This window comes from Mesorhizobium sp. M0663, assembly GCF_040320585.1.
Lineage (GTDB): Bacteria > Pseudomonadota > Alphaproteobacteria > Rhizobiales > Rhizobiaceae > Mesorhizobium.
In genome coordinates this window covers 23258-49569 of sequence record NZ_JAMYPX010000027.1, presented here as the reverse complement: position 1 = coordinate 49569, position 26312 = coordinate 23258, and the positions used below count along the sequence as shown (strand labels likewise).

General features: G+C 62.9%; 25 protein-coding genes and 1 pseudogene. 8 read left to right on the top strand and 18 right to left on the bottom strand.

The annotated features are described in order from the left end of the window. Positions 1-16 precede the first annotated feature (16 nt). From NKI54_RS29495 to NKI54_RS29485, 3 genes are all read right to left on the bottom strand, one after another. Positions 17-1153 carry an ABC transporter permease gene (locus tag NKI54_RS29495; protein WP_352637260.1) on the bottom strand — a complete coding sequence of 379 codons (1137 nt, stop codon included), beginning with the start codon at positions 1151-1153 and terminating at the stop codon, positions 17-19. Continuing rightward, a complete protein-coding gene (locus tag NKI54_RS29490) occupies positions 1150-2028 on the bottom strand; it encodes an ABC transporter permease (RefSeq protein WP_352637261.1) in 879 nt (292 codons plus the stop codon). The genes NKI54_RS29495 and NKI54_RS29490 overlap by 4 nt, the downstream gene beginning before the upstream one ends. Before the next feature lie 211 nt (positions 2029-2239). Next, a complete protein-coding gene (locus NKI54_RS29485; protein ID WP_352571793.1) occupies positions 2240-3031 on the bottom strand; it encodes an ABC transporter ATP-binding protein in 792 nt (263 codons plus the stop codon). Between the two features lie 161 nt (positions 3032-3192). Here NKI54_RS29485 and NKI54_RS29480 point away from each other — a divergent pair, with 161 nt between their 5' ends. After that, positions 3193-3597, top strand: a complete 405-nt coding sequence (locus NKI54_RS29480; RefSeq protein ID WP_352693152.1) for a cupin domain-containing protein — start codon at positions 3193-3195, stop codon at positions 3595-3597. A 35-nt stretch (positions 3598-3632) separates the two neighbouring features. Here NKI54_RS29480 and NKI54_RS29475 read toward each other — a convergent pair whose 3' ends face one another. The 5 genes from NKI54_RS29475 to aptA form a co-directional block, all read right to left on the bottom strand. After that, on the bottom strand, positions 3633-3974 hold the full coding sequence (locus NKI54_RS29475; protein WP_031211553.1) for a hypothetical protein: 342 nt from the start codon (positions 3972-3974) through the stop codon (positions 3633-3635). A 29-nt stretch (positions 3975-4003) separates the two neighbouring features. Beyond that, entirely contained in the window at positions 4004-5455 is a 1452-nt protein-coding gene (gene hydA / locus NKI54_RS29470; protein WP_352637262.1) for a dihydropyrimidinase, read from the bottom strand. Between the two features lie 59 nt (positions 5456-5514). Beyond that, positions 5515-6765 carry a Zn-dependent hydrolase gene (locus tag NKI54_RS29465; protein ID WP_352637263.1) on the bottom strand — a complete coding sequence of 417 codons (1251 nt, stop codon included), beginning with the start codon at positions 6763-6765 and terminating at the stop codon, positions 5515-5517. Positions 6766-6768: 3 nt separating this feature from the next. After that, positions 6769-7188: an endonuclease domain-containing protein gene (locus NKI54_RS29460; protein ID WP_352693149.1), complete on the bottom strand. Its 420-nt coding sequence runs from the start codon at positions 7186-7188 to the stop codon at positions 6769-6771. 136 nt (positions 7189-7324) lie between these two features. After that, positions 7325-8653: an omega-aminotransferase AptA gene (aptA, locus tag NKI54_RS29455; protein ID WP_352637265.1), complete on the bottom strand. Its 1329-nt coding sequence runs from the start codon at positions 8651-8653 to the stop codon at positions 7325-7327. 243 nt (positions 8654-8896) lie between these two features. On the opposite strand from aptA, the gene NKI54_RS29450 reads away from it, so the two are divergent. Beyond that, positions 8897-9538, top strand: a complete 642-nt coding sequence (locus tag NKI54_RS29450) for a TetR family transcriptional regulator C-terminal domain-containing protein (RefSeq protein ID WP_254819042.1) — start codon at positions 8897-8899, stop codon at positions 9536-9538. A gap of 226 nt (positions 9539-9764) precedes the next feature. On the opposite strand, the gene NKI54_RS29445 is transcribed toward NKI54_RS29450, so the two are convergent. Next, positions 9765-10637 (bottom strand): helix-turn-helix transcriptional regulator, encoded by an 873-nt coding sequence (locus NKI54_RS29445; protein WP_352637266.1) that lies wholly within the window; start codon positions 10635-10637, stop codon positions 9765-9767. 105 nt (positions 10638-10742) lie between these two features. Between NKI54_RS29445 and NKI54_RS29440 the strand changes: the two genes are divergently transcribed. Together NKI54_RS29440 and NKI54_RS29435 are read left to right on the top strand one after the other, a co-directional pair. Further along, complete coding sequence (locus NKI54_RS29440; RefSeq protein ID WP_352693147.1) at positions 10743-11594, top strand: SDR family NAD(P)-dependent oxidoreductase; 852 nt, start codon at positions 10743-10745, stop codon at positions 11592-11594. Then, entirely contained in the window at positions 11591-12313 is a 723-nt protein-coding gene (locus tag NKI54_RS29435; protein WP_352637269.1) for an SDR family oxidoreductase, read from the top strand. The genes NKI54_RS29440 and NKI54_RS29435 overlap by 4 nt, the downstream gene beginning before the upstream one ends. Positions 12314-12343: 30 nt before the next feature. Here the strand turns inward: NKI54_RS29435 and NKI54_RS29430 are convergent, their stop codons facing one another. From NKI54_RS29430 to NKI54_RS29410, 5 genes are all read right to left on the bottom strand, one after another. Further along, on the bottom strand, positions 12344-12721 hold the full coding sequence (locus NKI54_RS29430) for a DoxX family protein (RefSeq protein ID WP_352571805.1): 378 nt from the start codon (positions 12719-12721) through the stop codon (positions 12344-12346). A gap of 59 nt (positions 12722-12780) precedes the next feature. Further along, positions 12781-13239 carry a carboxymuconolactone decarboxylase family protein gene (locus NKI54_RS29425; protein WP_352505556.1) on the bottom strand — a complete coding sequence of 153 codons (459 nt, stop codon included), beginning with the start codon at positions 13237-13239 and terminating at the stop codon, positions 12781-12783. A 13-nt stretch (positions 13240-13252) separates the two neighbouring features. Beyond that, complete coding sequence (locus tag NKI54_RS29420; RefSeq protein ID WP_352453193.1) at positions 13253-13771, bottom strand: RrF2 family transcriptional regulator; 519 nt, start codon at positions 13769-13771, stop codon at positions 13253-13255. A 112-nt stretch (positions 13772-13883) separates the two neighbouring features. Further along, positions 13884-15197, bottom strand: coding sequence for an NAD-dependent dihydropyrimidine dehydrogenase subunit PreA (preA, locus tag NKI54_RS29415; RefSeq protein ID WP_352578713.1), 1314 nt, complete (start codon positions 15195-15197; stop codon positions 13884-13886). A 2-nt stretch (positions 15198-15199) separates the two neighbouring features. Next, positions 15200-16564 (bottom strand): NAD(P)-dependent oxidoreductase, encoded by a 1365-nt coding sequence (locus NKI54_RS29410; RefSeq protein ID WP_352621224.1) that lies wholly within the window; start codon positions 16562-16564, stop codon positions 15200-15202. Between the two features lie 220 nt (positions 16565-16784). Here NKI54_RS29410 and NKI54_RS29405 point away from each other — a divergent pair, with 220 nt between their 5' ends. Next, a complete protein-coding gene (locus NKI54_RS29405) occupies positions 16785-17234 on the top strand; it encodes a hypothetical protein (protein ID WP_352637270.1) in 450 nt (149 codons plus the stop codon). A 104-nt stretch (positions 17235-17338) separates the two neighbouring features. Here the strand turns inward: NKI54_RS29405 and NKI54_RS29400 are convergent. Continuing rightward, a pseudogene (locus NKI54_RS29400) lies at positions 17339-17463 on the bottom strand (gamma-glutamylcyclotransferase); the annotation flags it as partial. A 205-nt stretch (positions 17464-17668) separates the two neighbouring features. Between NKI54_RS29400 and NKI54_RS29395 the strand changes: the two are divergent. Then, positions 17669-18445: a VOC family protein gene (locus tag NKI54_RS29395; protein ID WP_352456224.1), complete on the top strand. Its 777-nt coding sequence runs from the start codon at positions 17669-17671 to the stop codon at positions 18443-18445. A gap of 155 nt (positions 18446-18600) precedes the next feature. Beyond that, positions 18601-18993 carry a DoxX family protein gene (locus NKI54_RS29390; RefSeq protein ID WP_352637271.1) on the top strand — a complete coding sequence of 131 codons (393 nt, stop codon included), beginning with the start codon at positions 18601-18603 and terminating at the stop codon, positions 18991-18993. A 4-nt stretch (positions 18994-18997) separates the two neighbouring features. On the opposite strand, the gene NKI54_RS29385 is transcribed toward NKI54_RS29390, so the two are convergent. Together NKI54_RS29385 and NKI54_RS29380 are read right to left on the bottom strand one after the other, a co-directional pair. Further along, the gene (locus tag NKI54_RS29385) at positions 18998-21439 is read right to left on the bottom strand and encodes a GcvT family protein (protein ID WP_352693145.1); all 2442 of its coding nucleotides are present in this window, start codon (positions 21437-21439) and stop codon (positions 18998-19000) included. Between the two features lie 79 nt (positions 21440-21518). Next, the gene (locus NKI54_RS29380) at positions 21519-23057 is read right to left on the bottom strand and encodes a trimethylamine methyltransferase family protein (protein ID WP_352693143.1); all 1539 of its coding nucleotides are present in this window, start codon (positions 23055-23057) and stop codon (positions 21519-21521) included. 218 nt (positions 23058-23275) lie between these two features. On the opposite strand from NKI54_RS29380, the gene NKI54_RS29375 reads away from it, so the two are divergent. Further along, a complete protein-coding gene (locus NKI54_RS29375) occupies positions 23276-23866 on the top strand; it encodes a transglycosylase SLT domain-containing protein (protein WP_023675850.1) in 591 nt (196 codons plus the stop codon). Between the two features lie 14 nt (positions 23867-23880). Here NKI54_RS29375 and NKI54_RS29370 read toward each other — a convergent pair whose 3' ends face one another. Beyond that, positions 23881-26301, bottom strand: coding sequence for a dipeptide ABC transporter ATP-binding protein (locus NKI54_RS29370; RefSeq protein ID WP_023675849.1), 2421 nt, complete (start codon positions 26299-26301; stop codon positions 23881-23883). Positions 26302-26312: the final 11 nt, after the last annotated feature.

Here is a 26312-nt window from a genome sequence, read left to right as displayed (position 1 = left end):
CCTAAACCCACCGCCCCTATCCACCACGGACAGAGGGATGCCAAAACGTGACTGCTCTCTCGAAAAGAGCGACCACGCCATAAAAGACCGAACCCGCAAGTGCTGCAACTGCGATTTCCGCCCACACCATGTCGATGTTCATCCGCCCGACTTCCGTCGAAATGCGGAATCCCATGCCGACCACCGGCGTGCCGAAGAACTCGGCGACGATGGCGCCGATCAGCGCCAGCGTCGAATTGATCTTCAACGCATTGAAGATGAAGGGTGCCGCCGCCGGCAGCCGCAGCTTGAACAGCGTCTGCCAGTAGCTCGAGGCATAGGTGCGCATCAGGTCGCGCTCCATATGGCCGGAGGCGGCAAGCCCGGCGACGGTGTTCACCAGCATCGGGAAGAAGGTCATGATGATGACCACCGCTGCCTTCGACTGCCAGTCGAAGCCGAACCACATGACCATGATCGGCGCGACGCCGATGATCGGCAGCGCCGACACCATATTGCCGATCGGCAAAAGCCCGCGCCGCAGGAACGGCACGCGGTCGGCGGCGATGGCAACGAGGAAGCCGGCGCTGCTCCCCACCACATAGCCGAAGATAACCGCCTTGAAGATGGTCTGCCTGACATCGGCCCCCAGCACCGGCAGCGACCCGACGATGCGTGCACCGACGGCGCTTGGCGGCGGCAACAGGATGAAGGGAATGCCGGCACCACGCGTCACCGCCTCCCAGATGATCAGGATCCAGGCGCCGAAGATGGCCGGAATGATCAGGCGCAGGGCGGTTGACGCCCAGCGCGATGTCGGGCGAAACGACGACAGGACCGTTACGCAGCGCCAGGCCAGAAACCACGCCGCGACGAGCAGCAGATAGAAGGATGCGCGAGCGCTGCCCTCATTGCCGGTTATGCCGGCGAGCAGCATCCACGCTGCGCCATGCGCGCCAAGGAACAGCAACACCACCCCGATCATCGGTGGAAAGTTGTCGGCCTCGATTGCCACGAGCAGCAAAATGAAAATCAAAACCGTAGTCGCCATGCCGTAACCGGGCGTAGCACTGACGAGCGGCCAAAGAAGCAGCGCGCCGACAAGCAGGACAAGCGCGGCATACCCCTGCCAGGATCGAGGCGTGATTGAGGAAAGGCTCAGGATGGAGCTCATGCCGGCCTCCCGCCCATGGCGCGGTCGACGAGGCGCCCGGCGATGCCGACGACCATCACCAGCAGCGCCGCGACCACCGACCCGGCAACCAGAGCCGACCAGATGTCGATGGTCTGGCTGTAGTAGGCGCCGGCGAGCAATTTGGCGCCGATGCCGGCGACGGCGCCGGTCGGCAACTCGCCGACGATCGCGCCGACCAGGCTGGCGGCCACCGCCACCTTCATCGAGGTGAACAGGAACGGCACCGAAGCCGGCACACGCAATTTCCAGAAGGCCTGCGAGGCACTGGCATTATAGGTGTGCATCAGGTCGAGATGGGTGAGCTCGGGCGAGCGCAGTCCCTTCACCATGCCGACCGCCACCGGGAAGAACGACAGATAGGTCGAGATCAGCGCCTTCGGGATAAGCCCGGTGATGCCGACCGCCGCCAGCACGACGATGATCATCGGCGCCACCGCCAGGATCGGAATGGTCTGCGAGGCGATGATCCACGGCATCAGGCTGCGGTCGAGCGTCGCCACATGCACGATGCCGACGGCGATGACGATGCCGAGCGCCGTGCCGAAAGCAAAGCCGAGCAGCGTCGACGACAGCGTCACCCAGGCATTGTAGACAAGGCTGCGGTTCGAGGTGATGCTGCGCAGAAAGGTGTTTTCGAAAAAATTCACCGCCACCTGATGCGGCGCCGGCAGCGTCGGCTTCGGCTGTACCAGCGTCTTGCCGATGAATTCCACAATACCCGGCGTCTGATTGGCGCGGCGGTCGAGATCGCGCTGGAACGGCGCGTTGAGGATGACAGCCATGACGTACCAGACGACGACGACGCCCAGGAGGATCGAGGTCACCGGAACGATCTTGTCGCGAAACGAGTCCATCTAGCAGGCCTCGCCGGGTAAACGCCCTCCTCTCCCCGACGGGGAGAGGGTGGCTGGAGCGAAGCGGAGGCCGGGTACTTTTGTTACGGCAATCGTCTCTTTCGTCATCCTAGGGTCTGCGCAGGCCGCTTCGCGGCTGCTCCGCCCTAGGATGACGAAGGTATGGATGGCCCCGCTAGCCCCGACGGGGAGAGGAGGGAGCTCATCCCGCTCAATCATCATAGCTGTGCCCCGCCCTCAGCCCGTCGCGCACGCGTGCCGCGATGGCCAGGAACTCCGGCGTCTCGCGGATATCGAGCGGCCGCTTTTTCGGCAGCGTCGATTCTATGACGTCGCTGACACGCCCCGGGCGCGGCGACATGACGATGATGCGCGTCGACAGATAGACCGCCTCAGGGATCGAATGGGTGACGAAGCAGATGGTCTTGTTGGTCCGCTCCCAAAGCTCCAGCAGCTGTTCGTTGAGATGGTCGCGCACGATCTCGTCCAGCGCGCCGAACGGCTCGTCCATCAACAAAAGATCGGCATCGAAAGCCAGCGCCCGTGCGATCGAGGCGCGCTGCTGCATGCCGCCCGAAAGCTGCCAGGGGTATTTCTTCTCGAAGCCGCCGAGGTTGACAAGGTCGAGGGTTCGCTTGATGCGCGCCGCCTGCTCCGCCCTGGACAGGCCCATGATCTCCAGCGGCAGTGCCACATTGCGCTCGATCGTGCGCCACGGATAAAGTGCGGCCGCCTGGAAGACATAGCCATAGGCGCGGCTCTGGCGCGCCTGCTCGGGCGTCATGCCGTTGACGGAGATGGCTCCCGATGTCGGCTTCTCCAGATCGGCGATGACGCGCAGCAAGGTCGTCTTGCCGCAGCCGGAGGGCCCGATGAAGGACACGAATTCACCCTTGCCGATCGTCAGGTCGACGTTCGACAGCGCCTGCACCGGACCATCATTGGTCTGGAAGGTCAGGCCAAGCTTGCTTGCCGAAACAACGGCTGGCGATACTCCCGTCATCGGCCGTAGCCTGTCGCTTCCGGCCACTGCGGCGCCGGCCGGAATCCCATTGATTTTACCCCGATGTTGCTTTCCACTCGCCCAGTCCTACTCGCCCCAGTTCTACGCGCCCCAGTTCTACGCGCCCTTGTCCCATCAGATAGACGCCCGGAGTTGCCCCGATGTCGCCCAAACCGACTTGCCATCTTATCCGCCCTGAAAGCTCTTATGAAGGCAAGCAGGGCCTGAGTTATTTCGCCGGTATCGCCGCCGAAACAGTCGGCTCGTCCGGCATCTGCATGCATCTGCTGACCATGCCGCCGGGTGCCCGCGCCAAGGCGCATATGCACGAAAACCATGAAACCGCGATCTATGTGCTCTCCGGCGAAGTCCATACCTGGTATGGCGACCGGCTCGAACAGCATATCGTGGTCAAGGCCGGCGATCTTTTCTATATTCCCCCCGGCGTGCCGCATCTGCCGGCCAATCTGAGCGACGGCCCCGCCTCGGCCGTCATTGCCCGCACCGATCCCAACGAACAGGAAAGCGTCGTCCTGCTGCCGAAACTGGACGGGTTGGTCGCCTGACGCCGGCATCGAGGCAGCGGTCGCCATCGGCACCGTCACGAACATGATTTCAGCGGCCCTATCTCCTCAAGGCCGGGAATGGTCACGAAGAAACCGTCCCCTCCTCTGTTGATGACCTTGACGACATCCGTGGTCGTGCCCTCCTCGCCCTCGGCGAAACAGGTGGAGCTCAACAACAAGGTGCCAGGCGCTGTCGTCAGTCGCTGTGCGAACTGGCAGCCGCTGCCATAGGTTTCGACGCCGTCGGCGGTCAGCACGACATAATCGTCGCTGTCCTGATAACCGAGCCGTACACCAGCGCAACCGACCTCATTGCCAAAGGAGCCGGCAAGGACGTCAGCCGCCGCCGGCCCGGCGGCAAGGATCACCGCGGCCATTGAGATAATCGCTCCGTGGCTCCCCAAGCTCAAACGCCCGTCGCCGGGATGCCTGTACGTTCCACCTTGCGCGGCGCGGAAATCTCCTTCCAGGTCGACAGGGCCCGGTTGACCGCCGCGTTCGGCTCGCGAGCGACGAACTCGCCATGGCCGGGCTTCGCCTTGACCTCGTTTTCCTCGATCGACAGTTCGCCGCGCGAGAAGACGAAGCGCGGCAGGCCGGTTACCTCAAAACCTTCGAAGACATTGTAGTCGATCACCGATTGCTGCTTCTTGGCCGTGATCTTCTTCTTGCGCTTCGGATCCCAGACGACGATGTCGGCATCCGCGCCTTCGACGATGGCGCCCTTCTTCGGATACATGTTGAGGATCTTGGCGATGTTGGTCGAGGTCACCGCGACGAACTCATTCATCGTCAGCCGGCCGGTGTTGACGCCGGTCGTCCACAGCACCGGCAAACGATCCTCGAGCCCGCCCGTGCCGTTCGGGATCTTGGTGAAGTCGCCGACGCCGTTGCGCTTTTGTTTGGTGGTGAAGGCACAATGGTCGGTCGCCACCACTTGCAGTGATCCGGCCTGCAGGCCCGCCCACAGCGAATCCTGGTGCCATTTGTTGCGGAAGGGCGGGCTCATGACGCGCCGCGCCGCATGGTCCCAGTCCTTGTTGAAATATTCGCTCTCGTCCAGCGTCAGGTGCTGGATCAGCGGCTCGCCGAATACCCGCATGCCTTTCTGGCGCGCGCGGCGGATGGCTTCGTGCGCCTGCTCGCAGGAGACATGCACGACATAGAGCGGCACGCCGGCCATGTCGGCGATCATGATGGCGCGGTTGGTCGCCTCGCCTTCCACTTCCGGCGGACGCGAATAGGCGTGCCCTTCGGGGCCACTATTGCCCGCCGCCAGCAGCTTCTGCGACAGCGCCGCCACCACGTCGCCATTCTCGGCATGGACCAGCGGCAGCGCGCCGAGATCGGCACAGCGCTGGAACGACGAATAGAGCTCGTCGTCATCGACCATCAGCGCGCCCTTGTAGGCCATGAAATGCTTGAACGAGGTAATGCCCCTGTCGACGACAGTGGCCATCTCGTCGAACACCTGCTTGCCCCACCAGGTGATCGCCATGTGGAAGGAATAGTCGCAGGACGCCTTCGAGGTCTTGTTGTCCCACATCTGCAGGGCCTCGAGCAGCGATTGCTGCGGCGCCGGCAGGCAGAAATCGACGACCATGGTCGTGCCGCCGGCAAGGGCCGCTCGCGTGCCGGATTCGAAATCGTCGGCCGAATAGGTGCCCATGAACGGCATTTCGAGATGGGTATGCGGGTCGATGCCGCCCGGCATCACATAGCAGCCGCTGGCGTCGAACTCATGGTCGCCATGCAAATCCGAGCCGATGCCGATGATCTTGCCGTGCTTGAACAGCACGTCGGCCTTCCACGTGCGGTCGGCGGTGACGATGGTGCCATTCTTGATGACTTTGGACATTTTCATGTTCCCTTTGTTCTCTTCGCGCTTCTTGTGAGCGGCGTTGCGAGGCTATCCCATCATTCGACAATCACCGCCGTGTCGACGACCGCATGGAACAGCACGTCGGCGCCGGCCGCTGCCCATTCCTTGGTGATTTCCTCGGCCTCGTTGTGGCTGAGACCGTCGACGCAGGGGCACATCACCATTGCGGTGGGTGCGACGCGGTTGATCCAGCAGGCGTCATGGCCGGCGCCGGAGACGATGTTGCGATGCGTATATCCCAGGCGCTCCGCCGCATCCCGCACAGCCTTGACGCAGCCCGCGTCGAAAGTGACCGGATCGAAATGGCCGACCTGATCGATTTGATATTTGATGTCGAGCGCGTCGCAGATTGTGTCGATGCCTTCGCGGATGCGTTCGTCCATGGCGTCCAGCACCTCCTTTTCCGGCGAGCGGATGTCTATGGTGAAGACGGTGCGCCCGGCAATGATGTTACGCGAGTTCGGATAGACCTCCATATGGCCGACCGCGCCGACGGCGTCGGGTTGGTAGTCCATGGCGATCTCGTGCACCAATTCGATCACCCGCGCCATGCCGAGCCCGGCATTGCGCCGCTTCGGCATCGGCGTCGAGCCGGTATGCGCCTCCTTGCCGGTCAACGTCACCTGCAGCCATTTCAGTCCCTGGCCATGGGTGACGACACCAATGTCGATGCCCTCGTCCTCGAGGATCGGGCCCTGCTCGATATGCAATTCGAAGAAGGCGTGGATCTTGCGCTCGCCGACTTTCTCGGTGCCCTTCCAGCCGATCCGTTCGAGCTCCTCGCCGAATTTCTTGCCATCCTTGTCGACATGCGAATAAACGTCGGCCTGATCGAGCACGCCGGCGAATACCCCGGACGCCATCATCGCCGGCGCAAAGCGCGCGCCTTCCTCGTTGGTCCAGTTGGTGACGACGATCGGATGCTTTGTCTTGATGCCGAGATCGTTGAGCGAGCGCACGACCTCCAGCCCGCCGAGCACGCCGAGCACACCATCATACTTGCCGCCGGTCGGCTGGGTGTCGAGATGGCTGCCGACATAGACCGGCGGCAGGCTGGCATCGGTGCCTTCGCGACGGGCAAACATCGTGCCCATCTCGTCGACGCCCATTTCGAGCCCCGCCTCATCGCACCAGCGCTTGAACAGACGCCGCCCTTCGCCGTCCTCATCGGTCACGGTCTGGCGATTGTTGCCGCCGGCAATGCCGGGGCCGATCTTCGCCATCTCCATTATCGAATCCCACAAACGGTCTGAATTGATTCGCAGATTCTCGCCGGGGGCGGCCATATTCTAAAACCTCATTGGTTGTGGCACGCCAGCGTCCCCCTCCCCCTCGAGGGGAGGGTGGCCGCGAAGCGGTCGGGTGGGGTCGGCTGACATGCGCGCGACCTTCTCCTTGACCACCTGTGCGACATGCCAAGCGCTGTTTATGACATCGGGCTCATCGACGCGAAAGATATCGAACCCGAGCGACCGCAGATAGGCATCACGGACGGCGTCGTGCCGTTTGCCCTTCTCCTGTTCGTGCAGATCACCATCGACTTCAACGACCAGCTTTACCGCAAGGCAGGCAAAGTCGACGATATAAGGCCCGATCGGACACTGGCGCCGGAATTTCATCGCAGCCGATTTCAATTCGCGCAGTTCATACCAAAGCAGCGATTCGCCTTTGGTCGCATGTACTCGAAGCGCGCGCGCCTTTTGGCGCATTTCGAAGCTCACGCGGGTCCGGGGCATCACAGGCACCTATGCGGCCGAAGGTCAGGCTGGCGCACTGCCGCACCGACCCCACCCGGCCGCTTCGCGGCCACCCTCCCCTCGAGGGGGAGGGAAAGCTGCACCTGGTTCAATCCACGGCCCTCAGCACTTCGCGCACATGGTCGATCAATTCGTTGATCTGACCCTTGGTGATGATCAGCGGCGGCGATAGCGCGATGATGTCGCCGGTGGTGCGGATCAATGCACCGCGCTCGAATGCCTTGACGAAAGCCGAGAAGGCCCGCTTCGTCGGCTGGCCGGCGATCGGCGCCAGCTCGATCGCGCCGATCAGGCCGATGTTTCTGATATCGATGACGTTCGGCTCGCCCTTCAGCGAGTGCAGCGCGTCCTCCCAGTACGGCGCCAGTTCCTCGCCGCGCGTCAGCAGCCCCTCTTCCTTGTAGGTGTCGAGCGTGCCCAACGCCGCCGCGCAGGCGATCGGATTGCCCGAATAGGTGTAGCCGTGGAAGAACTCGATCATGTGCTCGGGGCCGGTCATGAAGGCGTCGTGGATTTCCTTCTTCACGAACACCGCGCCCATCGGGATGACGCCGTTGGAGACGCCTTTGGCGGTGGTCATGATATCCGGCGTGATACCGAAATAGTCGGCGGCGAACGGCGTGCCGAGACGGCCGAAACCGGTGATGACTTCGTCGAAGATCAGCAAGATGCCGTGCTTGGTGCAGATCTCGCGCAGCCTCTCGAGATAGCCTTTCGGCGGCAGGATGACGCCGGTGGAACCGGCCACCGGCTCGACGATGACGGCGGCGATGGTCGAGGCGTCGTGCAAGGCGACGATGCGCTCCAGCTCGTTCGCCAGTTCCGCGCCATGCTCCGGCACGCCCTTGGTGAAAGAGTTCTTTTCCGGCAGATGCGTGTGTGGCATGTGATCGACGCCGCCGAGCAGCGTGCCGAACATCTTGCGGTTGGTGACAATGCCGCCGACGGAGATGCCGCCGAAATTGACGCCGTGATAGCCGCGTTCGCGGCCGATCAGGCGGGTACGCGAGCCCTCGCCTTTTACGCGGTGATAGGCGATCGCCATCTTCAGCGCGGTCTCGACCGATTCCGATCCGGAATTCGTGAAGAACACATGGTCCATGCCCTTCGGCGCGATGTCGACCAGCCGGTTCGCCAGCTCGAACACGATCGGATGGCCCATCTGGAACGCGGGAGCGTAGTCGAGCTCGGCCGCCTGGCTCTGGATCGCCTCGGTGATCTTCGGGCGGCAGTGGCCGGCATTGACGCACCACAGGCCGGCGGTGCCGTCGAGCACCTTGCGCCCGTCGCTGGTCGTGTAGTGCATATCCTTGGCCGACACCATCATGCGCGGCGCCTGCTTGAACTGCCGGTTTGCCGTGAACGGCATCCAGAATGCGCTGAGATCGTTCGGCGTGACTTTCAGCCGGTTGGACATGACCAAGACTTCCCCTTGTAACCTGTTTCGGTGCGGCTAACGCTTGGTCTTTCCAACGCTTGGTCTTCGCGACGTTTTCGTGCTACGCAAATTTTTGACCGGTTGGACAAACGTTAGCACCGCCTTATCAGCGGTCAAGGGATTACTAGCGGAAATGCGGCTTTCGAAGTGCGCTCCACAGGGCGAGGAAAAACTGGTCCAGAGAATTGGTCCAGACACTCCTCACGGCGAAGGTTTTGCGGGGTGACGGGGGCGGTCGAAAGCTCCGCTCCTCGCCGCACCCGCATTCAGCTGGAAAAGCGCGAGCTCATCCTGGAGGCGGCGCTAGAAGTCTTCTCCACCAACGGTTTTCGCGGCTCGACCATCGACCAGATCGCCGAAGCCGCCGGCATGTCGAAGCCGAACCTGCTCTATTATTTCCGCCGCAAGGAGGACATCCACGAGACGCTGATGCAGCGGCTTCTCGACACCTGGCTGGCGCCGCTGCGCGAACTCGACGACATCGGCGATCCGCTAACCGAACTGCGCAGCTACATCAGGCGCAAGCTGGAAATGGCGCGCGATTTCCCGCGCGAGAGCCGCCTGTTCGCCAATGAGATCCTGCAGGGCGCGCCGCGCATCATGCCGATGCTGGAAGGGGAGTTGAAGACGCTGGTCGACGAGAAAGCCAACGTCATCAAGGGCTGGATGCGCGCCGGCAAGATCGCCCGCACCGACCCCTGGCACCTGATCTTTTCGATCTGGGCGACAACGCAGCATTACGCCGATTTCGACGTCCAGGTCCGCGCCGTGCTCGGCCCCGACCGCGGCGGCGACGGCCGCTTCGAGGATGCAGCAAGGTTTCTCGAGCAGCTGTTCATCGACGGGCTGAAGCCGAAGGGCTGAGGCAGCTCGGCTGTCGCAAACCTCCCCCATTGCTTCGTCATCCTGGGGCGCAGCAAGGAGCGGAGCGACGCAGCGCAGACCCCAGGATCCATGCCGTGACCTCAGAGCGTTGCTGCAGTGCAGTATTCTGCTCCGCTGCATTCTTCGGCAGATGTCACGGCATGGATCCCAGGGTCTCCGCGACGCCGCTTCGCGGCTGCTACGCCCTGGGATGACGAAGCTGGGTTCACGCGCTGCGCCGCTCGGCCGGAAGCGTCTCCAGCAGCTGTTCGAGCTTGGCGATCGAGTTCTGCTCGGCGAGCGGCGTGTAGACGATCAGCTTCATGTCCGAGCCGTCGTCGATCGACAGGCTCATATGCTCGAACGCCATGGCGCCTGCCGTCGGATGCCTGACATGCTTCACACCCGACAGGTTGCGGGCCACATCGCGCAGCGGCCACCATGCCCGAAACTCCGGGCTTGAACGTGTCATCAGCGCGATCAGCCGCTCGAAATCCGGGTCGCCGACATATCTGGCGCTTTCTGCCCGGAATGACGCCAGCACGGCACGCGCCAGTTCCTCCCAGTCAACGAGCAGGCGCCGATGCTGCGGGCTGGTGAAAACCATATGGACGATGTTGCGGGCATCGCCCTCCAGCAGGCCATAGTCGCCGAATACGGCTGCCGCGGCAGAGTTCCAGGCCAGCACGTCCCAGCGACGCCCAACGACATAGGCCGGCTGCAGGACCAGGCTTTGCAGCATGTGCAGCAAGGGACCGTCGACCCTTTCCGGGGCGTCGACGCGACGCTCCGGCTGCGGACGGCCGGCAAGGATGAACAGATGCCGTTGCTCGGCCGCATCCAGACGCAACGCCTGACTGAGCGCCGTCAGCACCTCCACCGATGGCCTGACGTCGCGCCCCTGCTCCAGCCAGGTGTACCAGGTCGTGCCGACGCCGGCGATCATCGCCACCTCCTCGCGCCGCAGCCCGGGCGTGCGCCGGCGCAAGCCGGTCGAGATGCCGGTGGCCGAAGGCGTCAGCCTTTCGCGCCGCGAGCGCAGAAATGCGCCAAGCTCGCGGCGACGGCTGCCTTCGGCGGAGTGCGTGGTGGAATCCATCGGCGCTATTATAGCAGTACCGATACCAGGATAAAGTTTGAACTGTTTGGCATGCGTCTGGTGCCCCATCTTTCCGCTCAGAGCGATAAGATGGAGGCTCCGAACATGGAACTGAAAGACAAGACAATCCTCATCACAGGGTCTACCGACGGCGTCGGCCGCGTTGTCGCGCAACGGCTCGGCGCCGGCGGCGCCCGCATCCTGGTGCATGGCCGCGACGCGACAAGGGGCAAGGCGATCGTGACCGAGATCGAAGCCGCCGGCGGCAACGCCGAGCTGCTTGTCGCCGATCTCTCCTCCCTGGCCGAGGTCCGCCGCCTCGCCGAAGCCGTCCGCGCTAGGACCAAGCGGCTCGATATCCTCATCAACAATGCCGGCGTCGGCACCGCCGGCCCCAACGCGAAACGGCAGGTCAGCGCCGACGGCTACGAGCTGCGCTTTGCCGTCAACTATCTCGCCGGTTTCCTGCTCACCACGGAGCTGCTGCCACTGCTCAAGTCCAGCGCGCCGGCGCGCATCGTCAACGTCGCCTCGGCCGGGCAACGGGCGATCGACTTCAGTGATGTCATGCTGACCCGCTCCTATGACGGCGTCCGTGCCTACTGCCAGAGCAAGCTGGCGCAGATCATGTTCACCATCGATCTGGCGGAGCAGCTGAAGAGCACCGGCGTCACGGTCAACAGCCTGCATCCGGCAAGCTACATGAACACTACGATGGTGCGGCAGGCGGGCATCACGCCGTGGAGCTCGGTCGAAACCGGCGCCGAGGCCATCATCAATCTCGCCACATCGCCGGCGCTCGAAGGGCGAAGCGGCCTCTATTTCGACGGCCAAAGAGAATCCCGCGCCGATGCGCAAGCCTATGACGCTAAGGCGAGGCAGCAGTTGCGCGAATTGAGCCTCGGCCTTGTCGGGCTCGCACCCGTCTCCGCAACATCGAAGAAAGAAAATTCATGATCGAGAAAACGCAGCACGCCGTGATCGTCGGCGGCTCCTCCGGCATCGGCCTCGCCACCGCGAAAAAGCTGCTCGGCCCGGGGATGAAGGTGACGATCACCGGGCGCAGCAGGGAAAGGCTCGACAATGCATGGCAAAGCCTTGGCGGCGCGGTCGAAAAAGCTGCCTTCGATGCCGCGAAGCCGGACGAGGTTCGCCGGTTCTTCAGCGATCTCGGCCCTTTCGATCACCTGGTGCTGGCCGCCAGCGGCGGCAAGGGGCTCGGCCCGTTCGAAACACTTGACCTGACCGACATCGGCGGTGGCGTCGACGAGAAGGTCCGGCCACCGCTCTCCTGCCTGCAGGCCGCCTTGCCGACGCTGAACAAGAGCGGCTCGGTGACTTTCATCTCGGCGGTGTCGGCGCAATTGTCGGCGCCGGGTGTCGCCGGCATCGCCGCCGTCAACGGCATGCTGCTGACCGTGGTGCCGATCCTGGCGATGGAGCTGAAGCCGTTACGCGTCAATGCCGTGGCGCCGGGCGTCATCGACACGCCGTGGTGGGATTTCCTGCCCGATGAACAGCGCCATGCGGTGTTTGCCGAGTACGCCGGCAAGACGCCGGTCGGCCGTATCGGCCGCGCCGAGGACGTCGCCGAGGCAATTGCGTTCCTGGTTTCGAACAGCTTCGTCACCGGCCAGGCCCTGACCTGTGATGGCGGCTTGCGGTATGCGGCGTGAGCGGCTGCCTCCAAGAGGCATCAGTCGTTGTCAAAGCGACTGCGCGATCAGCGCCAGAAATCCTCCGGCCAGCGCGACGTTGCCGACAAAGCCGTTGATGCGGGACGCGCGCTCCGGGCCCTGATGATCCCAGAAGTTATGGAACATCGGCGTGGCGACGATCAGGAACAGGATCAGGCATGCCGCTGCCGGAGCGGTCCAGATGCCCGCGATCACCAGTGCTCCGGCGATGATCTGCAGGACGATCCCCAGCCACAGCACCAGCCGTGCCTGCGGCATGCCGCGCGTCGTCATCAATTGGCTTACCAACGCCGCGTTCTGAATGTTGCGCAGGCCGGCAAAGACAAAGGCGCCGCCAAGCAGCAGGCGGGCGGCGAATAGGATCTCACTATCAAAGTTTAAAAACATGCTGTCGGGTGTCCTTGGGCAGAAAAGAGGCGCGCGGCGCAAGGCCGCGCACCTGGTCCTCAGGCGGCCAAGACCGCTGGCATCGGATGGATTGCATGGAACGGAACGCAAAGCCGGTTCCAGGTGTTGATCATGCCGAGCGCCACCGAGAGCTTGACCAGCTCCTCTTCCGAGAAATATTCGAGCGTCCTTGCATAGAGTTCGTCCGACACACCGTTGTCGGCAATCCTGGTCAGCGCGTCGGTCCAGGCCAAGGCCGCGCGTTCGCGCTCTGAAAACAGCGGCGATTCCTTCCAGGCGGAGACGAGATAGAGCCGCTGCTCGCTTTCGCCGTCGCGGCGCGCTTCGCGGCTATGCATCTCGACGCAATACGAGCAGCCGTTGATCTGCGACGCCCTGAGCTTGATCAGATGCAACAGGCTTTTTTCGAGCCCGCATTCGTCGACTGCCTTGTTGAGCGCCGACACCGCCTTCATGATCTCCGGCGCCGCGCCGAAAAATTGCAGCCTCTGTTTCATCGTCTGTAGCCTTTCATGCTTGCTTGGTTGAACTTGATTTCTGCGGCCGCCGATGGCGCTCGACGAAGGCGCAGTTCGCGGCGACCGAACGGGGATCGGCATCGGCCGTGTATTCTGCAACGATGTCGGACAGCCGGGCGTCGGCGAGCGCGGCGCGATAGGCACGCTCGGCCTTCAGCATGGCTACGTTGATGCCGCAGGGTTTGACATAGACCGAGGCATCGAGCTTCGCTGGGCCGCGCTGGCGGATTTCGGCGCAGCGGAACGCCGGTTCACGCCCCTCGACGGCCAGCACGATATCGAGCAGCGTTATGCGTTCCGCCGGCCGCGCCAGCCGGTAGCCGCCGGACGGCCCCGGCACTGATTCCAGAATGCCGGACGCAGTCAGCGCGTTGAGATGCTTAAGCAGATAGCTCGGCGACAGCCCGAACGCTTCGGCCATGGCAGCACCTGGCAAGGTCGCGGCGCCGTCAACGCCGGCGAGCATCGCGGCGCAGTGGATGGCCGCTTCGACGCCTTCGCCCAGCTTCATTGTTCTGATCTCCAATTCATGGAGATATACTATCCTGGATAATTTATGTCCGCAATAGCCATTTGAAAAAAGCGGCGCCCGCAGGTGCCGCTTTTCCACAACGGGCTGTGCGCTACTCCGCCGCCACCTTGGCCATCGGATTGTTCGGATGCGTCGTCCAGTTGGCATAGATCGGCGACACCGGCCTGCCGGTGCGCTGGTCCATCACGCCGACCGCCAACGCCTCCATGGTGATGCAGTTCTCGACCGGACAGACATTGACGCAGAGATTGCAGCCGACGCATTCGGCCTCGATCACCTCGAAATGCCTGACGCCGTCGACGATTGCGGTGATCGCCTGGTGCGAAGTGTCCTCGCAGGCGATGTGGCAGCGGCCGCATTTGATGCAGGCATCCTGGTCGATATGCGCCTTGGCGACGTAGTTGAGATTGAGATACTGCCAGTCGGTGACGTTGGGCGTGGCACGGCCGACGATGTCGTCGAGCGTGGCATGGCCCTTCTCGTCCATCCAGTTTTCCAGGCCGGCGATCATCTCCTGCACGATCTTGAAGCCGTAGGTCATCGCCGCCGTGCACACCTGCACATTGCCGGCGCCGAGCGCCATGAATTCGGCGGCGTCGCGCCAGGTGGTGATGCCGCCGATACCGGAGATCGGCAGGCCATGCGTTTCCGGATCGCGCGCGATCTCGGCCACCATGTTCATGGCGATCGGCTTCACCGCCGGACCGCAATAGCCGCCATGCGAACCCTTGCCGTCGATCGTCGGCTCCGGCGCGAAATTGTCGAGGTTGACGCCGGTGATCGAATTGATGGTGTTGATCAGCGACACCGCGTCGGTGCCGCCGGCAAGGGCAGCGCGTGCCGGCTTGCGTATGTCGGTGATGTTGGGCGTCAGCTTGGTGATGACCGGCATGCGCGTATTGGCCTTGCACCAACGCACCACCATTTCGATGTATTCCGGCACCTGGCCGACTGCCGCACCCATGCCGCGTTCCGACATGCCGTGCGGGCAGCCGAAATTGAGCTCGATGCCGTCGGCGCCGGTCTCCTCGACCACCGGCAGGATCGCCTTCCAGGCATGCTCCTCGCAAGGCACCATCAGCGAGACGACGATCGCCCGGTCGGGCCAGTCCATCTTGACCTGCTTGATCTCGCGCAGATTGACCTGCAGGTCGCGGTCGGTGATCAGCTCTATATTGTTCAGGCCAAGCAGGCGACGATCGGCGCCCCAGATGGCGCCGTAGCGCGGCCCGTTGACGTTGACCACCGGCGGCCCTTCTTCGCCGAGCGTCTTCCAGACAACGCCGCCCCAGCCAGCCTTGAAGGCGCGAATGACGTTATAGGCCTTGTCGGTCGGCGGCGCCGAGGCTAGCCAGAACGGGTTCGGCGATTTGATGCCGACGAAATTGTTGCGGATGTCTGCCATGCTCATGCCCTCCCGTTCGAGGTCAGTGCCCGATGAATGCTTTCCGCCGCGTCGCGGCCTTGTGCGACGGCCGAGACTGTCAGGTCGTCGCCGCCAAAGATGCAGTCGCCGCCGGCCCAGACGTTTGGCAGCGAGGTGCGGCCTTCGGCGTCGACCTTGATACGGCCGGCTTCCAGGTCAAGCAAAGCCCCGCTGCCGTTGAGCGCAGCCGGGACAAAACTCTGGCCGATCGCCTTGAACACCTGGTCGGCGGTCAACGTCAGCCGCTCGCCGGTGCCGACGAGCCGGTCGCCGTCCATCGCGGTGTATTCGAGCTCGATCGCCGACACCTTGCCGCCGTCGGCAATGACCCGCTTCGGCTGCAACCAGTGCCGGATGATGACGCCGTTGGCAGCGGCCAGGTCCTGCTCGAATTCGGAGGCGTTCATGTGCTCCGGGCCGCGCCGATAGCAGATCGTCACCTCTTCGGCTCCGAGCAGCTTCGACTGCACCGCCGCATCGATCGCCGTCATGCCGCCGCCGATGACGACGACGCGCCGGCCGACCGGCAGGCTGGCCAGATCGCTGGCTTGGCGAAGCTCGGCAATGAACTCGACGGCATTGGTGACGCCTTGCGCTTCCTCGCCATCCGCTCGCAAGGCATTGACGCCGGCAAGCCCCATGCCGAGGAACACCGCATCGTAATTCCTGGTCAGGTCCGACAGCTGGTAATCACGGCCGAGCGCCTTGCCGTTCTGGATGTCGATGCCGCCGATCGACGTGACATAGTCGACTTCGGCCTGGGCAAAATTGTCGACGCTTTTATAGGCGGCGATACCGTACTCATTGAGGCCGCCGGGCTTCGGGCGGGCTTCCAGGATGGTCACGTCGTGGCCGTAGCGGGCGAGCCGATGCGCGGCGGCAAGCCCGGCCGGTCCGGCGCCGACCACGGCGACCGTCTTGCCGGTCGGTTCGGAGCGCTTGTAGAACTGCTTGTTTTCGGCCATGGCGACATCGGTGGCGTAGCGCTGAAGGCGACCGATCTGCACCGGCTTGCCTTCGGCCACCTCGCGCACGCAGACTTCTTCGCACAGCGTCTCGGTCGGGCAGACGCGGGCGCACATGCCGCCCAAAATGTTCTGGTCAAAAATAGTCCTGGCTGAGCCGATCGGATTGCCCGTCGAAATCTGGCGGATGAACAGCGGGATGTCGATCGAGGTCGGACACGCATTCATGCACGGCGCGTCATAGCAGAAATAGCAGCGGTCGGACTCGACCAGCGCCTCGTGATGATCGAGCGGCGGGTGCAGGTCGGCAAAATTATCGGCATATTGTTCCGGCGAAAGCCGCCCGCCGGCAATGCCTTGCTTGAACTGGCCTTCTGGCATCGTCAGTTCCCCATGTTCTTGTTTTGGGGAAGGCTAGCACGTTTTATTTTTTTATCAATTGGTCAATTTTCGGCGCAAACCGCTGAAACCGCTCGATAAAAACATGATAAACGCACTCATGTTTTTGAGCACTGTCCGTTGCGCCTCAATGGATGCGGCGCCCAGAATTGGCTACCAAGTGGCGACAAGCTGTTCGAAAGCGTTACCAGGCGGTAGGCGCTTGAGCATCGTGCGCGATTTTCAAACATTGGAGAAGGTAATGGACATTGTTCAGGAGGCGGTTCAGCGGTGGGAGCCTGTGGAAGATTTACCGCTGGCTGCCTGTCAGGTGTGGCGTCTGAAATCCGACAACTACTTTGAATTGGCCGTCGAAGGCGACTTCTTCGTCGGGGCATCCGAACGAACCCTCAAGATCAACTTCCACGGAGTGCTAGCACTTTCGGCTCATGACGACATGTTGGGAGTGACCCATGTCAGCGCTAGCAGCTCAATCCCGTTGATTGGCTCTGGCAGGCAAGCCTCCTATAGATGGCCCCTCCTACGAGTCGAGAACTCGCACTGGTTGCGATCAATACCCGGGCCGACAGACGACTGTTCGCATTTCCTATTGCTCAGTCTCGAATGCACGGAAGAGGTGATTGCTCGTGAAGCCATGGCCGCTTGGATCTGATCACTGCGTTGCGCACCACGCCTTCCACAACCATTCCGGGCAGCGGGATAGCCCTTAGACTGGTGATGGTCCGCTCTGGTCAGGGCGCCGTCTGGGAGCCGGCTTCAGGGCTTGCGGCCATGCATCGACCTGATCTCGTCCGCGACGACTTCCTGCAGCCGCCACAGATTGCGGTCGCGAGAATGCCGAACTCTTCCAGATGATGGACGGTGCTGAAGAGATATTCGCGACAAGTTCGGAAGTGAGCGACATCCGGCGCATGGATCAACAACCCCTCGTTGACTGCGAGCAAAGTCGAAAACCGCAGGGCGCGCAACCCGGTAACATTTCCAATTTGCCGTCATCTTTTTTGGTTGGCTGTCGGATTTTCGTCGTGAAGATCGTCCTAGAATGGATCGCGCATGATCGATGTACAAACCGCAAGGAGCACGACAATGCCACAGTCCCCCATGCCCTTCTTCTGGTACGAGCTGATGACCACCGATCTCGACGCCGCCGAGGCGTTTTACACCTCCGTGGTGGGCTGGAGGGGGCAGCCTTTCGAAGGGGCCCAGGGCATGCCGCGCTATATCGTCATGAATGTCGGCGAGCGCGGCGTCGGCGGGTTGATGACGCTGCCCGATGACGCGCGCAAGATGGGCATGCCGCCGGCCTGGGTCGGTTATATCCTCACCAGGGACGTCGATGCCGCAACGGCCTCCCTCAAGAAGGCTGGTGGCGCGGTTCACCGCGAGCCCGACGACATTCCTGGCGTCGGCCGCTTCGCCGTCGTTGCAGACCCGCAAGGCGCGATGTTCAACTTCCTGCAGCCCAGCGGCCCCGACCAGCCGCCGCTACCGTTGGCGACCCCCGGCAACATCGGCTGGCATGAGCTCTACACGTCAGACTGGAAGGCGGCGTTCGATTTCTATTCCAGCCAGTTCGGCTGGGAGAAGGGCGACGCCATGGATATGGGTCCGATGGGCGTCTACCAGCTTTTCGCCTTCGGCGGCGAGCCCGTTGGCGGCATGATGAACAAGCCCGAGCAGATCCCGGCGCCGGTCTGGCAGTTCTATTTCAACGTGCCCGGCATCGACGCGGCAGCCAAGCGCGTCACCGACAATGGCGGCAAGATCCTGATGGGTCCGATGGAGGTCCCCGGCGGCAGCTGGATCGTACAGTGCACAGACCCGCAAGGCGCGCACTTTGCTCTGACAGCGCCCGGGCATTAACGGCCGCGCTGATCGCGGGGCCGCCATCGTGCGACCCCAAGGCTACAGCACGCCTCACGACTCACTCACCGACAGTTGAATGCAGGCCGGACTATGTGAATGGTCCGGCCTTTGGCGATGACCTATGGCCGGGCTAGGTGAAAATGGAGTCGTAGATGAAGCTTTTCGAAGGCCTCGCCGGATATCAACCGTTCGCCCTTGCCGCCTTGCGCATCGTGACGGCGCTGCAGTTCATTGAGCACGGCACCCAGAAACTGTTCAATTTCCCCGTCGGCGACCATGCCGGCACCATGAGCGGGCTATCGCTGACCGCGGCCATCCTGGAATTCGGAGGCGGCATCCTGCTGGTATTGGGGCTTTTCACCAGACCGGTGGCATTCCTTCTCAGCGGCGAGATGGCGATCGCCTATTTCATGGCGCACATGCCGCGCGACTTCTTCCCGGTCAACAACGGCGGCGATGCCGCGATCTCGTTCTGCTTCATCTTCCTCTATCTGGTGTTTGCCGGCGCCGGAGCCCTGGCGCTGGACAACCGCCGCGGTGCCTGAAACGTCACCCACGCATCCGCTCGAAATTCGCGTCGAACAGCGGGATCGGCTGCATGCGCGCAGCGTGGCGTTTGCCCAGAAGCTCAATCTCGAAGCCGTCGGCTTCGTCGGCAATCTCTTTCGGCACATAGCCGATGGCGACGGACTTTTTCGAATGATGCGCGTAGCCGCCCGACGTGACCCAACCGCGCACGGCACCGCCGTACCAGATTGGCTCGTCGCCGATGACGTCGGCATCGGCAGCATCGACGACAAAGGCCCGCAGCCGCAGTCTGCCGCCTTGCTTGCGCTCGGCCAGCGCCATCTGCTTGCCGATGAAATCGGCCTCTTTGCCGTAGGTGACGAAGCGGTCGAGGCCGGCCTCCAGCGGCCCATAGATCGGCCGGTATTCGCGCGCCCATGAGCCGTAATTCTTCTCGAGCCGCAGCGCATTGAGCGCGCGCGAGCCGAACAGGCCGATGCCGAATTCCTCGCCCGCCGCCATCAGCGCCTGACAGGCGGCACGCTGATATTCCGGCGCCACCCAGATCTCGTAGCCGAGGTCGCCGGTGTAGCTGACGCGCCCGACCAGGCACGGCGCCATGCCGATATCCATCCTGCTGATGGCCATGAACGGAAAGGCCGTATTCGACACGTCAGATCGTGTGACCTTTTCAAGAAGGTTCCGCGCGCTCGGCCCGGCGATCGATAAGCCGGTGAGTTTTGCTCCCAGCGCCTCGATGCTAACAGAGTCGTCCTTCGGCAGGTGCGCTTCGAACCAGCGCATGTGGTACTGCTCGGCGACACCGCTGCCGGCCAGGAACCAATCCTTACATGCAGAATTTGGACCGCCGAGATTGGCCAGCGTGAAATCGCCGATTAGCCTGCCGTCTTCCTTCAGCATCGGCGCCAGCGTCATGCGGCCGGGCCTTGGCAGCTTGCAGGCCAGCAAGCGGTCGAGCCAGGTTGCTGCACCCGCGCCGGTCACTCTGTATTTGGCAAATGACGAGATTTCCGACAGACCAACGCGTTGCCGAACCGTCTCCACTTCTTTCGCGACATGCTCGAAGTCGCTCGAGCGGCGCCAGGAGAATTCGTCCTTGACCCCTTCGGGCGCATACCACAGCGGCACTTCCAGCCCATAGGCGACGCCCCATTGCGCGCCCTCGGCCGACAACAGATCATAGACCGGCGTCGTCTTGAGCGGTCGCCCAGCCGGCAGTTCCTCGTTCGGGAAGCGGATCGAAAACCGCCGCGAATAGTTCTCGCGCACCTTGGCGTTGGTATAGGCCATCGTGGCCCAGTCGCCGTAGCGCGAAACGTCCATCGCCCAGATGTCGGCGCCGGGATCGCCCTCGATCATCCAGTTCGACAGCGCCAGGCCGACGCCGCCGCCCTGCGAGAACCCGGCCATGACACCACAGGCCACCCAGAACCCCGGCAGGCCGCGCACGGGCCCGACCAGCGGATTGCCGTCCGGCGCGAAGGTGAAGGGTCCGTTGATGATCTGCTTGATGCCGGTGTTCTGGAACGCCGGGAAATGCCGGAAGCCAACCTCCAGCGACGGTGCGATGCGGTCGATGTCGGGTTCGAGCAGCTCGTGGCCGAAATTCCATGGCGTCTGGAACTCGGACCATGGCTTGTTGGCCTTTTCGTAAGTGCCCATCAGCATGCCGCCGCGTTCCTGGCGCAGATAGAGCTCGCCGTCGAAGTCGACCGCATGGATGATCTCCGTGCCGGTCTTCTGGTTCCAGGCGGCGACCTCCGGCATGTCCTCGGTGATCAGGTACATGTGCTCCATCGCCAGCACCGGCAGCTCCAGCCCGACCATGCGGCCGACCTCACGCGCCCACAGGCCGCCGGCATTGACGACATGTTCGGCCACAACCTCGCCCTTGTTGGTGATGACGCGCCACAGCCCGTCGGCGCGCCGCACGATGTCCTCGACCTTGGTGAAACGCTCGACCTCGGCACCAAGCTTCCTCGCCGCCTTGGCGTAGGCATGAGTAACGCCGGACGGATCGAGATGACCGTCCTCCTTGTTGCGCACGGCACCGACGAACTGCTTGGGATCGAGCAACGGCATCAGCTCGGCCGCCTCATCAGGCGATATCTCCTCGAGCTCGATGCCGAGATAGCGGCCCTTGGCGACGACGCCGCGCAGCCAGTCGAGCCGCGCCTCCGTCGCTGCCAGCAAGACGCCGCCTGTCAAATGCACGCCGGTCGCCTGGCCGGACAGTTCCTCGATCTCCTTGTAGAGCGAGATTGTGTATTTCTGCAGCTTGGCGACATTGGGATCGCCATTGATGGTGTGCATGCCGCCGGCGGCGTGCCAGGTCGAGCCGGAGGTCAATTCATCGCGCTCCAGAAGCACGATGTCTGTCCAGCCGTGCCGGGCCAGATGGAACAGCACGGAGCACCCGACGACGCCACCGCCGATAACCACGACCTTTGCATGCGATTTCATGGGATTCTCTCTGACGTCAACGAGTTGGATGGGAACGATGAATTCGGGGAGGAGCCCCACGAGCGCAAGCCTTCGATCATCACGGCTCGCTTTGCCCGATCGCTTCCTTGCGCTTGGCCACGTACGCCTCCAGCGCTTCGCGCCTGGAGATTTCCATCACCGGCTCGACATAGTCCTCCAGCGCCTTCTTCCAAAGCCTCGTCGCCCGCGCCGTGGCATCGAGCCCGCCAGCCTCCTGCCAGGCCTCGAAATTCTGCCAGTTGGACAGTATCGGCTGATAGAATGCAGTGGCATAGCGCTCCAGCGTGTGCGGCTCGCCGAAGAAGTGGCCGCCTGTCGGCACCGCACCCAGAGCCTCGACGGCAAGCTCGGCCTCGTTGACCTCGATCGGGCGCAAAAACTCCATCATGTGCTGGATCATCTCGACATCGATGATGAACTTTTCGAACGACGCTGTCAGTCCGCCCTCTTGCCAGCCGGCGGCATGGTAGACGAGGTTGCCATGGCCGAGCACCGCGCCCCACAGCGCCATCAGCGTCTCATAGGCGCCTTGCGCGTCGGCGGCATTGGAAGCCGAGCCCGGCGTTGTGCGATAAGGCAGGTTGTAACGCCGCGCCAACTGTCCGGACGCGATATTCGCCTTGGTGTTTTCAGGCGTGCCGAACGCCGGCGCTCCCGATTTCATATCGACATTGGAGGTGAAGGCGCCATACATCACCGGCGCGCCGGGGCGGACGAGTTGCGTCAGCACCACGCCGAACAGCGCCTCGGCATTCTGCTGGGCGAGCGCGCCGGCAAGCGTCACCGGGCTCATCGCCCCCATCAGCGTGAATGGCGTTACCGCCGCCGACTGGCCGAACTCGGCCATCGTCATCAGCCCCTCGGCCATCATCTCGTCGAAGCGGCGCGGCGAATTGACCGAAATGATCGTGGTGACGCCGGGATCGTCGCGCATCTCGTCAAGCGTCAGTCCGCGCGCGATTGCCATCATTTCGATGCCGTCGAGCGCCCTGCCGCGGCCGATGGCCGAGACGTGAAAGCTTTTGTCGGTCAGTGTCAGATTGGCGAAATAGGTGTCGAGATGACGGGAATTCGCCGGCAATTCTACCGGCGCGCAGACCTGGTTGCCTAGCATGTGGATGCAGTTGAAATGCTGCGCCAGCCGGACGAGATCGGAATAATCGCGCAAATTGCCGGCACGGCGGCCGCGCTCCATGTCGTGCACATTCGGCGGCCCGGCGACGAGCGTGAAGTTGATGGTATTGCCGCCGAGGTGGACGGCATGGGCGGGATTGCGCGGCGTCAGCGTATAGCTGGACTGCGTCGTCTTCAGCGCTTCCTCGATCATGCCGCGATCGATGCGGACGTTCATCGTTGCATGATCGACCTTGGCCCCGGCCTTCTCGAACAGCGACAGCGCCCGCGGGCTCATCACCTCGATGCCGAAATTCTCCAAGATATGCATCGACGCCTGGTGGATCGCCTCGATCTGGTCGGCCGAGAGCATCGCCATTGGCGGATAGGGATTGGTGACGCGGCGCAACGGCAGTTGCGGGATGGCGGTCGGTCCCCTGTTGCTGGTTCGCTCGGCGCCGCGCTTGCGTCTTGGTTCGCTCATGCCGCGCATCAAAGCGCCGGCACGAGGATCGAGCTGTCAAGAATCCGCCACCTGCGGGCGTGATTTTAGCCAAGGCGGCATTCCGGGAATTTCACATCGGTAAAAGCGACAACAAACGTCGGAATGGTTATACTTGTTCCGCGTCAGGCAAAGCGGCCGATGAGCCGTTAAGGAACGCAGCAAGATTCCTTTTATGTTTTCGGCCTAATGCTCTTGCAATGCGTAGGTTGAGTTTTAGTAAAATTGTAGCGATTGCCGTGCCGCTGGCGCTTTCGGCCTGCGCGACGCCGCCGAACCACATCAACGATGTCTGCGCCGTTTTCGACCAGAATGACGGCTGGTTCGACAATTGGCAGGCGGCGGCACAACGCACCGAGCAGAAATACGGCGTGCCGGTTCCCGTGCTGATGGCGACGGTGCGCAAGGAATCCGGCTTCAAGAGCAACGCCAGGCCGCCGCGCACCAAGCTGCTGGGCTTCATTCCCTGGAAACATATCTCCAGCGCCACCGGCTTCTCGCAGGCGCTCGACGGCACCTGGGCGCAATACCAGAACGAGACCGGCAGCTGGGCGGCGCGCCGCACCAGGTTTGCCGATGCCGTCGATTTCGTCGGCTGGTATCATTCCAAGACCGCCGAGACCCTCGGCGTCGCCCGCAACGACACCTACAATCTGTATCTCGCCTACTATCTCGGCTGGAATGCCTATAAGCGCGGCAATCGCGGCGACGCCGACGTGCAGCGCTATGCGCATGCCACCGAACAGATGGCGCAGGACTACGCCGCGCAGCTACGGCAATGCGCGCCCTAGCCTATTAACGGCTCTCAGCCGCCCTTGGGTTTGCGCGGCTTGCGCGTGGCGTCCTCGGCCTGTCGGCCGTCGCCGACAGTCGGCGGCATGATTGGTGCCACCTGGCTGTCGGCAGAGCTTGAGGTGCCGGTCTCTGAAACCTCGTCGCGAACCTCGTGACGGCGGGCTTTGGCGACCGCTTCGGCATTCTCCACTGCCTGACCCTCGGCATCGGCTTCAACGCTGCCAGTCTTGCCATGCGGGCGCTTGGGCGGATCTCCGGCAAAGCCCGGGCCAACACCGTGGTTTGCATCATCCGGCACGCCCTCATTTGCGGCGTGCTCCTTGTCGAATTTGATCACCGGCTCCATTTTCGCCAGCACGTCGTCGGACAGCCAGCACAAGCTCATATGGCCGTCGCCGAGATTTTTGACTGGCGGCACCTTGGTTTCGCAAAGGTTGTCCGGCACCAGTTTCTTGTAGCCGCAGCGCGTCTGGAACGGACAGCCGGACGGCGGGTTCATCGCCGAAGGGATGTCGCCCTCCAGCACGACGTGCTTCTTGACCACGCTTGTGTCGGCGATCGGGATCGCCGACAGCAATGCCTCGGTATAGGGGTGATAGGGCGGCGCGAATATCTGGTCGGTCGTGCCTTGCTCAACGATATAGCCGAGATACATGACGACGACGCGGTCGGCGATGTAGCGCACAACCGACAGATCGTGGCTGATGAACAGCATCGTCGTCTTGTTCTTGCGCTGGATGTCCATCAAGAGCTCGGTCACCGCGGCCTGGACCGACACATCCAGTGCCGAGACCGGCTCGTCGGCCACCACCACCTTGGCGTCGCCGGCAAAGGCACGCGCAACGCCGATGCGCTGTTTCTGGCCGCCTGAAAGCTGGCGCGGCTTGCGTGTCTCGAATGCCCTCGGCAGCTTCACCAGGTCGAGCAATTCCAGCATCCGCTTGCGGCGGTCGGCCACCGAGTCGCCGACATTGAACTTTTCCAGCGTACGGATGATCTGCGAACCGACCGAATGGCTGGGATTGAGCGTGTCGAACGGATTTTGGAACACCATCTGGATCGATGACACCGTGTCGACGCTGCGCTTCTCGATCCCGGTCGACTGGATCTCCTTGTTGCCGAGCTTGACGCGGCCGGAGCTTGCCGTTTCGAGGCCGAGCAGCACCTTGGCCAGGGTCGATTTTCCGCAGCCGGATTCGCCGACGATAGCGACGGTCTCGGATTCGCGCGCCATGAACGAGATCGTCTCATTGGCCTTGACGACACGGCCCTCGCTCGAGCCGAACACTTCGCTGCCGCCGACCTTGTAGTACTTCCGGAGGTCTTCGATCTGGAGCACCGGCGCACCGGGCACCACCCGCTCGTTGACCTTCTTGGCGCCGGGTGGCAGCGCCTCCCAGTCGATCTCGTTGAAGCGCACACAGCGCGAGAAATGCCCGTCATGGCCTTCGACCGCGATCATCGGAATTTCGGCGGCGTTGCAGACGCCCTCGACGAAATGGTGGCAGCGCGGGCCGAAATTGCAGCCCTTCGGCCGCTCGTGCGGTAGCGGCAACTGCCCCGGGATGGAGATCAGCGGCCGCGAATTTTTGTCGGCGCCCGGCAGCGGGATCGAGCGGAACAGGCCTTGCGTGTAGGGATGGCGCATCCGGTCGAAGACGTCCTTGATCTTGCCGGTCTCCACCGCTTCGCCCGAATACATCACCGTGATGCGGTCGCAGGTCTCCAGGATCAGGCCGAGATTGTGCGACACGAAGATCATCGAGGTGCCGAACTTCTCGCCCAGCCCCTTGACCAGGTCGACGATGCCGGCCTCAACCGTCACGTCGAGCGCTGTGGTCGGCTCGTCGAGCAGAAGCAGCGCAGGCTTCGACAGCAGCGCCATGGCAATGACGATGCGCTGCTGCTGGCCGCCGGAAAGCTGGTGCGGGTAGGAACGCATCATGCGCTCGGGATCCGGCAGCTTCACCGCGCGCACCATTTCCAAGGCGCGTTTGTAAGCTTCGTCCTTCGACACCTTGTCGTGGATCAGTGGCACTTCCATCAGCTGCTGGCCGACCTTCATCGCCGGGTTAAGACTGGCCATCGGCTCCTGGTAGATCATCGCGATCTTGTTGCCGCGGATAGCTCGCAGTTCTTCGTCGGACAGTTCTCCCATGTCCTTGCCCTGGAATTTGATCTTTCCGCCGACGATCTTTCCGATGTTGGAGAGGTCGCGCATGATGCCCAGCGACACGGTCGACTTGCCGCAGCCGGATTCGCCGACAATACCCATCGCCTCGCCAGGCATGACCGTGCAGGAAAAATCCATGACCGCCGGGATTTCGCCCTTGCGGGTGAAGAAGGAGATCGACAGGTTCTCGATCTCGATGATCGGCCCATTGGTCGGCCCATTGGTCGGCTTGGCGGGATTTCGAACTGCCTCATTCATGGGTCGCTCCA